We start from the raw sequence: 8,608 nt of genomic DNA, 5'->3' as shown, positions 1-8,608 counted from the left end.
GCCTGTGAGCGGGCGAAGGCCTTGAAGGGCGCCCGGTACTCGTTGTGGAAGAACCCGGAGAACTTGACCGAGAACCAGCAGGTCAAGCTGGAGTGGATCGCGAAGACCGACCCGAGGCTGCATCGCGCCTACCTGCTCAAGGAGGGCTTACGTGTGGTGTTCCAGCTTCCCTACGACGCCGCCGTGGACGCGCTGGAGAAGTGGCTGAGCTGGGCGCGACGCTGCCAGATCCCCGCGTTCGTGAAACTGTCCAAGACCATCGTCAAACACCGAGACCGGATCCTCGCCGCGATCAAACACAACCTCTCCAACGGGCTCATCGAGTCCACCAACACCAAGATCCGCCTCATCACCCGCGTCGCATTCGGCTTCCACACAGCCCAGCCCCTCATCGCCATGGCCATGCTCACCCTCGGAGGCCACCGCCCCACCCTCCCAGGCCGCCAATGACCCACACAAGAGTCAGGAGCGCCGCATTTCTGCACACGCACGGGCTGCAGTGAGGGTTCGCCTCGGTCGACCTCCGGAGAGACGCCGCTCTCCGGAGGAACAGGGCGGACCTCAGCTCCCGAACAGAGCGGACTTCGAGCCCAGAACAGAGCGGACTTCGGGGTCGGAACAGAGCGGACTTCGAGCCCAGAACAGAGCGGACTTCGGGGTCGGAACAGAGCGGACTTCGCCGTCAGGAGGGGTCAGGAGAGGGAGGCGATGAAGGCCTGGGTCTCCTCGTACGTCGGCAGCAGACCCTGTTCCTCGGCCTCCAGCAGGCCCGGCGCGACGGTGTCCTTGTCGGAGAACTGCTGGTGGATGGGGTTGCCCTGGCGGTCCTGGGTCGGCCACTCGACACCGATGGTCGCGCACAGCGGGTTCACACCGTGCTCGCGGGTGGGGTGGTACTGCGCGGAGCAGAGGTAGACGACGGTGGAGCCGTCCTCGAGCGCACAGAAGGCGTGGCCCAAGCCCTCCGAGAGGTAGATCGCACGCCGGTCGGCATCGTCCAGGAGCACGCTGTCCCACTGGCCGAAGGTCGGAGAACCGACGCGGATGTCGACGACGATGTCGAGGACGGCACCCTTGGGGCACATCACGTACTTGGCCTGCGAGGGGGGCACGTCGGCGAAGTGGATGCCGCGGATGACGCCGGCGGAGGACGTGGAGCAGTTCACCTGTCGCAGGTCGAAGGTGTGGCCGAGGTGGGCCTCGAACTCGTCCTCCTTGAACATCTCCATGAACAGGCCGCGGGGATCGCCCAACTGCTTCGGGGTGATCTCCCACGCTCCGCTGATCGACAGTTCACGCCATTCCATCGTCGTTCTCCAGATCCTCGTCGTGCACCACACATTCGCCGACACCCACGGGGCGCCGGCGCCCCCCATTGTGCCCGATATGATCGGGCCCATGACATGGACGGTGACCGGCGCGGCCGGAATGCTCGGACAGGACCTGGTGGAAGCGGCACGCGCGAGGGGGCACGAAGTCGTCGCAGTGGACCGCGAGGAGCTGGACATCACCGATGCCGCAGCCGTCATGGACGCCCTGGGGACCCCCGGCGGGAACGACGTCGTCATCAACTGCGCGGCCTGGACGCAGGTCGACTCCGCGGAGGAGAGGGAGCCACTGGCCTTCACGCTCAACGCAGTGGGCCCCCAGAACCTGGCGGCGGCCTGCGCAGCCTCCGGTGCACGCTTCGTCCAGATCTCCACCGACTACGTCTTCCCGGGCAACGGCACCTCGCCCTACGGCGAGGACGACCTGCTCGCGCCGCTCGGTGCGTACGGGCGGACCAAGGCAGCGGGGGAGTGGGCGGTGCGCTCCCAGGGAGTGGACTTCCTCATCGTGCGCACGGCGTGGCTCTACGGCGAGCACGGCAACCCCTTCCCCAAGGTCATGGCGCGCCTGCTGCGTGAGAAGGGCCACGTCGACGTCGTCACCGACCAGGTCGGGCAGCCCACCTGGACCAAGGACCTCGCCGACCTGATCCTTCGCCTGGTCGAGGGCCACGCGCCCTCGGGCATCTACCACGGCACCTCCTCCGGGCAGTGCTCCTGGTGGGAGTTCACCCGCGCGATCGCCGAGTCCATCGCCGTGCCGGTCGATGCCGTGGGCGAGACGACGGCCGCGGCCTTCAAGCGCCCGGCACCCCGCCCGGCCTACTCGGTGCTCGGACACGACGCGCTGCGCCGGATCGGTGTGGAGCCGATCGGTGACTGGAAGGATCGGTGGGAGGCTGCGGCTTCCTCGATCGTGGGGGACTGACCCCGTCGGCCCCGGTCGTGCAGGCGGGGTCTGACCCGTGGGTCCCTTGACCCGCCGGGAGGCCTCATGACCGGACCGGGGTGACCCGGGACGGAGCGGAGAGCGGCCGTGGACCCCGACGTCCGACAGGGAGTCGGCCGGGAACCGGGTTGGCGGAAAGCGGGTTGACGGGACCCGGGTTGACGGGACCCGGCGCACGGTCCCGGATGCGGCACCCGGGACCCGGGACCGGGCCAGGTGGAGCGGCACAGGCAGGACCGACGTCCACGACAGGCGGAAGGGACGCAGAGGTGGAAAGACTGACCGGATGGGCCAAGCACGACGACTGGGGCTCGACCGATGACATCCCGGAGTTCCTCGGGCGTGAGCCCGACGGTTCCCCCTGCTCCGAACTCTGGTTCGGTGCCCACCCCGACGGCCCCACCCTCACCGAGGACGGCACCACCCTCGCCCAGCGGATCAGCAGCGATCCCGCCGCGATGCTCGGGCGTGGCCTGGTCTACGCCTTCGGCCCCCAGCTGCCCTACCTTGCCAAGGTCATCGCGACGTGCCAACCCCTGTCCCTGCAGGTCCACCCCACCAAGGAGATAGCGCGCGAGGGCTACCTGAGGGAGGACATCCTCGGAATCCCCCGCACGGATCCCGACCGGACCTACCGCGACATGAACCACAAGCCCGAGATGCTCTACGCGCTCACGGACTTCGAGGCGCTGGTGGGCTTCCGCGTGCCGCGTCGCGCGCGCCAGCTGCTGGAAGGCCTGGACTGCCCACTCGCGCAGAGCCTGCACCAGCGCCTGCGCCTGGCCACGGTGCGCGGAGGCCTGCGTTCCCTGGTGGCCTGGCTGTTCGACCCGGACTCACCGGCCACTCCCGACTCCATCGACGAGTTCGTCCGCGCCAGCGCCGAGCGTCTGGCGCGGGGGGACTCCCCCTCGGTGCGCACCGACCGCATGGTGGCCTCACTCGCCCGGATCCACCCCGGTGACCCCGGCATCATCGTCGCCTTCCTCATGAACCCCGTCTCCCTGCGGCCGGGGGAGTGCGTCTACATCCCCCCGCGGATGATCCACTCCTACCAGTCGGGCATGGGGATCGAGGTCATGGCCTCCTCCGACAACGTCGTGCGCGCCGGCCTGACCGTCAAGCACGTCGACGCCGCCCAGTTGGTGGAGATCGCCGAGTTCTCGGCCCTCCCCCCGGTGCGCGTGGCCCCCGAGCACCCGACGAGGGCGACCGATCGCTTCCTCGCCCCCGCCCAGGAGTTCCAGCTCTCGGTCACGACGTTGGGTGCGGACGGTGCGGACGGTGCGGACGGTGCGGGCGGGGAGAGCGTCATCGGCCCGGGCCACGACGGCGGCGGCGCGGCAGCAGGTGGTGAGGGCGGAACACAGGGGACCCCCGGGGCTCCCGGCGGCGCCCGTGTGGGCACCGGTGAGGCCCACGACACGGTCCAGACCGAGGAACAGATTCCCGGTGAAGGCCCCCGCATCGTCTTCGTGACCGAGGGCGAGGTGACCCTGCGCAGTGCGGTGCCCTGCGGGAGCGCCTCCGAGCTGACGCTGCACCGTGGGGAAGTGGCCTTCGTGGCGGCCTGCGAGCGAGCTCTGGGTGCCAGTGGTCACGGCCGTGTCATCCAGTGCGCGGCACCCTGACCTGCTGACGACGCTCCCGTGGTAGGTGCGCACTCCGGCCTGCCTCTCCGGTTCCGTGTGCGTTCTCGCCGTCCGGCCCTGCCCACGTGGGCGCTGGTGCGCCATCCCGACCGGGTGACGGACAGGTGGGAGCCGCTGCTCAGGCGACGTCGGGTGGCTGTGCACCTGTGACCCCCGGTCGGACCTGCACTTGTGATCCGGGAGGTCCTGCTCCTGCGGCCCCAGGAGGTGCAGCGCGGGCATGAACGGTCACCTTGCGGACGCCCCGGGTGGGTCCAGAGGTGCTGCGTAGGCTGGCACCACATTGACGAGAGGGAGAGAGATGCCCATCCGCACCACCCATGTCGGCTCACTGCCACGTCCGAAGGAACTGCTCGACGCGAACGCCCGCCGGGCCGAGATCGGTGAGGAGGCCTTCGCGGAGATCCTCCAGACCTCGGTGGATGCCGTCGTCAGGCGTGAGCACGAGATCGGCCTCGACGTCGTCAACGACGGCGAGTACGGGCACATCATGACCGAGACCGTGGACTACGGCGCCTGGTGGTTCTACTCCTTCTCCCGTTTCGGTGGCCTGGAGCTGTCGAGCGACGAACGCTTCGACATGGCGCCTCCCGCGGCCGGTGGCAAGATCCAGCTCGCGCCCTTCGCGGAGCGCCGTGACTGGCAGCGTTTCGCCGACGCCTACTCGGACCCGGAGTCAGGCATCCACGTCGCCAAGGGAGGCTCGACCGCTTTCCCCACCATCACCGGTCCCCTCACCTACATCGGTCAGGACGCCGTCCAGCAGGACATCGAGTTCGTCACCAAGGCACTCGCGGCCAACGGGCTCACCCCCGCCGACGGGTTCGTCGCCGCCCTGTCCCCGGGGTCCGCTGCCCGCATCTCCAACGCCTACTACGACAACGACCTGGAAGTCCTGGAGGCCTGTGGGGCCGCACTGCACCAGGAGTACAAGGCGATCACCGACGCCGGACTGACGGTGCAGGTCGACGACCCCTCCATCGCCGAGGCCTGGGACCAGGTCAACCCCGAACCACCGGTCGAGGACTACCGGGACTACATCCAGGTCCGCATCGACGTCCTCAACCGGGCACTCGAAGGCATCCCCGAGGACCAGGTCCGATTCCACGTCTGTTGGGGTTCCTGGCACGGCCCCCACACCACCGACATCCCCCTGGCCGACATCGTCGACAAGGTGCTCCAGGTCAATGCGCGCGGCTACACCTTCGAGGCCGCCAACGCCCGCCACGAGCACGAGTGGACCGTGTGGCGTGACATCGACCTGCCCGAGGACAAGGTCCTCATCCCCGGTGTCGTCGGACACTCGACCAATGTCGTCGAGCACCCCGAACTGGTGGCACAACGCATCCAGCGCTTCGTCGACATCGTCGGTCCCGACCGTGTCATCGCCTCCACCGACTGCGGGCTGGGCGGTCGCGTCTACCCCTCCATCGCCTGGGCGAAGCTGGAGTCCCTGGTCGCCGGGGCGCGGCTGCTCCGGCACTGAGACACGGCCCCGCGGGGCGGGGCCGACCAGACGTTGTCTCACTGCCCTCCGGGTTCCGGTCCGCCGGGACCCGGAGGGCAGTCCTCTGTCCGCGTGGCGCCAGCATCCCTGGCCGGGGCGGTGGATGTGCATCACATGGGGCGACAGGACCTGACCGTGTGCATGTCCCGCTCCCCGTTCCCCAGGGGTGGGGTCGCCCTGCAGCCTGGCACAGTCGCTGACACGGCAACCATCCCCGGTTCCCAAGGGTGGGGTCGCCCTCGTCAATGGGACGCAGCGCGGGGAACCCCGGGCGTTCCCCCCATGAGACGGCCTCCCCACGCGGACGGCCGCCGCGTAACGTGGATCAGCGATCCGACCGGGGCACACCCCGCGGCGTGTCCCATCAACGTGGAAGGGCGGCAATGAGCCTGTTCGTCAAGAAGACCATCGACCAGGTCTCCCAGGACATGGAGGACCCCGAGCGCAGCCTCAAGCGTGAGCTCTCCGCCTGGGACATCGCAGTCATGGGCGTGGCCGTGGCCGTCGGCGCGGGCATCTTCTCGGTGGGGGCGCAGGCCGCGGCCGAGTACGCCGGGCCCGCCGTCATCGTGTCCTTCGTGCTCGCGGCCGTCATCTGCGGGTTGGCGGTGATGAACTACGCCGAGTTCTCCTCCTCCATCCCCGTGTCCGGGTCCGCCTACACCTTCTCCTACGTGTCCCTGGGTGAGCTGGTCGCCTGGATCATCGGATGGGACCTGATCCTCGAGATGCTCATGGCGGCCTCCGTGATCTCGAAGTACTGGGGCATCTACGTCCGCAACGTCTTCGAGTTCCTCAACATCGGCATCTCCACCGAGATCCAGGTGGGGCCGCTGGCCGTCTCCTGGCCGCCCATCCTCATCGTGGGTCTGTTCACCGTGCTGCTGGTGCTGGGCACGAAGCTCACCTCGCGGGTGAACTCGGTGCTGACGATCATCAAGGTCGGCATCACGATCTTCATCGTCATCGCGGGCGCCTCCTACGTGAAGCTGTCGAACTTCTCCCCGTTCCTGCCGCCCTCGGAGCCCGTGGAGACCGACGGCGCCAGTGGGGTCATGCGCCAGACGCTGGTCGCCTTCCTCTCGGGCGCGGAGCCCACGCGCTACGGCGTCTACGGGCTGCTGGGCGCGGCGGCCCTGGTCTTCTTCGCCTTCATCGGCTTCGACATCGTGGCCACCACCGCCGAGGAGGCCAAGGACCCGCAGCGGACCCTGCCCCGTGGCATCTTCGGGGGCCTGGCGCTGGTGTCCCTCCTCTACATCTCGGTGACGATCGTCGTGACCGGAATGGTCAGCTACAAGGAGATGGCCGCGGAGAAGGAGCCGAGCCTCGCCACCGCGTTCCGGCTGGTGGGCGCCAACTGGGTGGGGACCTTCATCACCATCGGCATCCTCATCGGGCTCACCACGGTGATCATGGTGCTGCTGCTGGGCCTGGCGCGCGTCGTCTTCGCGATGAGCCGCGACGGGCTGCTGCCGCGCGGACTCTCCCACACCTCGCGCCGGGGGACTCCTGCGCGGCTGCAGATCATGTGCGGTGTCGTGGTGGCGGTGATCGCCAGCCTGGCCGATGTCGGGCAGCTCTCCGAGATGATCAACATCGGCACCCTCAGCGCCTTCGTGCTCGTGAGCTTCTCCGTCCCCGTCCTGCGCAAGCGCTACCCGGACCTGCCGCGCGGATTCACCGTGCCGTGGTCCCCGTGGCTGCCGATCCTCTCCGGTGTGCTGTGCATCTGGTTGATGGCGAACCTGGCCGTGGAGACCTGGCTGCGCTTCGTCGTGTGGCTGCTGGTGGGGCTGGCGATCTACTTCGGGTACTCCTTCTCCCATTCGCGCGTGCAGTTGGAGTCCCATGACCAGAACCCGCTGCTGGCGCTCGGTGAGGGGATCGCCGAGGAGTCCGTGGCCGTAGCGGGTGAGGGTGCTGTTGGCGGGGCCGTGGGTGCTGCTGGCGGGGAACCCGGTGCCGGAACCGGGGCGACGTCCCCGTCCACCGCGATTGATCCGGGCGCGACCGGGGCGACGTCCCCTGCACCCGCGTCCGCGTACGCACCTGCGGGGACGCCGGAGGCGCTCGCGACCGCCGATGCCGAGCGACACCTGCCCATGACCCGCATCTCGGCGGGACTGGTGGGGGTGGCCGTCCTGGTGATCCTCGCCGAGGTCGTCGCGCTGCTGACGGGCATGATCGGGGTCGAGGCGATCCCGATCCCGGTCGTGTGGCTGATGATCCTGGTGCCACTGCCGGGCATCGTCACCGGGCACATGGCGCTCACCCACGCCACGCGGACCGAGAGGAGCTGGGACCTCACGCCGGAGGACAAGCGGCCGGAGGGTGCCGTGGTCGGTGCTGCGACCCGGATCCCCCGTCTCAGCCTGAGCGCCGCCTACCTGACCACGGCCGTGGCGGTCGTGGTGGGCATCGTGCACGCGATCGAGGTCCTGTAGGGGCCGGCGCGGCCGTGCCGGCGTCGGTGCGGCCGTGCCAGCACCGGTGCAGCCCGTGTCGGCGGTGCTGGTGCCCGCGTGGGTGTCGTCGGTGGTGGCGGTGCGGGTGCCCGCGTGGGTGCTGTCGGAGTCGGCAGGGCCGGTGCCGCAGCGGTGTCGCGTGTGTTGCCAGTGCCGGTCCGGGCGGGGGCATCACCGGTGCTGGAGTGGGCTGCCTGATGGATCCTGAGAGGTTCTGCGAGTTTCGGTCAATCAGGCGCGACAACGAGTGTGCGCCTCGGGCGGTCGACTGAACTCGTGTGCAGAAATGCGGCGCTCCTGACGCATCTGTGGGTGTGTGTGCGCGTCGGAGTGGGTCGCACGCCGCTTCCTGCATAGGTTCTGAGCTGTTCGAAGGCAACAGGACCTGTGGTCAGGAGAAGCGGCGTGCGTGATGTCAGCATATGGCGGGTTCTGCTCGGGATCGACAAGGCGGTGATTGAGCGGGTTGAGTTCGATGAGGACGCCGGCTCGCTGATCGCGCATGTGCGGCCTCGCTCGCGTGAGCGTGGTCGCTGTGGTGTGTGTCGGCGGCGCAGCCCGGGCTACGATCCTGGTCCCGGCAGGCGCCGGTGGCGGAGCCTGGATCTGGGCTGGATCCAGGCGTTCGTGGAGGCGGAGTGTCCACGGGTGCGGTGCCGGGACCACGGCGTCGTGGTCTCCCACGTGCCCTGGGCTCGCCACGG

At 69.1% G+C, this 8,608-nt stretch carries 7 protein-coding genes; 6 read left to right on the top strand and 1 reads right to left on the bottom strand.

The genetic code is table 11. The features are described from left to right. Positions 1-450, top strand: a 450-nt coding sequence (locus tag BQ9890_RS07085) for a transposase (protein ID WP_143226418.1), incomplete at its 5' end; no start/stop codon positions are given. Between the two features lie 242 nt (positions 451-692). Here the strand turns inward: BQ9890_RS07085 and BQ9890_RS07080 are convergent. Then, positions 693-1,307, bottom strand: coding sequence for a dTDP-4-dehydrorhamnose 3,5-epimerase family protein (locus tag BQ9890_RS07080; protein ID WP_075890385.1), 615 nt, complete (start codon positions 1,305-1,307; stop codon positions 693-695). A 91-nt stretch (positions 1,308-1,398) separates the two neighbouring features. On the opposite strand from BQ9890_RS07080, the gene rfbD reads away from it, so the two are divergent. The 5 genes from rfbD to BQ9890_RS16280 form a co-directional block, all read left to right on the top strand. Beyond that, entirely contained in the window at positions 1,399-2,256 is an 858-nt protein-coding gene (gene rfbD, locus BQ9890_RS07075; protein ID WP_075892868.1) for a dTDP-4-dehydrorhamnose reductase, read from the top strand. Positions 2,257-2,546: 290 nt separating this feature from the next. Beyond that, complete coding sequence (gene manA, locus BQ9890_RS07070; RefSeq protein ID WP_078062295.1) at positions 2,547-3,908, top strand: mannose-6-phosphate isomerase, class I; 1,362 nt, start codon at positions 2,547-2,549, stop codon at positions 3,906-3,908. 322 nt (positions 3,909-4,230) lie between these two features. Next, a complete protein-coding gene (locus BQ9890_RS07065; RefSeq protein WP_075890383.1) occupies positions 4,231-5,415 on the top strand; it encodes a cobalamin-independent methionine synthase II family protein in 1,185 nt (394 codons plus the stop codon). Positions 5,416-5,819: 404 nt separating this feature from the next. Further along, the gene (locus tag BQ9890_RS07060) at positions 5,820-7,883 is read left to right on the top strand and encodes an amino acid permease (RefSeq protein ID WP_075890381.1); all 2,064 of its coding nucleotides are present in this window, start codon (positions 5,820-5,822) and stop codon (positions 7,881-7,883) included. Positions 7,884-8,309: 426 nt separating this feature from the next. Next, a partial coding sequence (locus BQ9890_RS16280) for a transposase family protein (protein ID WP_230298010.1) occupies positions 8,310-8,608 on the top strand: 299 nt, incomplete at its 3' end.

It is taken from the genome of Actinomyces provencensis, from assembly GCF_900155435.1.
Classification (GTDB): domain Bacteria; phylum Actinomycetota; class Actinomycetes; order Actinomycetales; family Actinomycetaceae; genus Pauljensenia; species Pauljensenia provencensis.
Note: the sequence above shows the minus strand (reverse complement) of the source record. Positions and strands in the feature narration are given on the sequence as shown.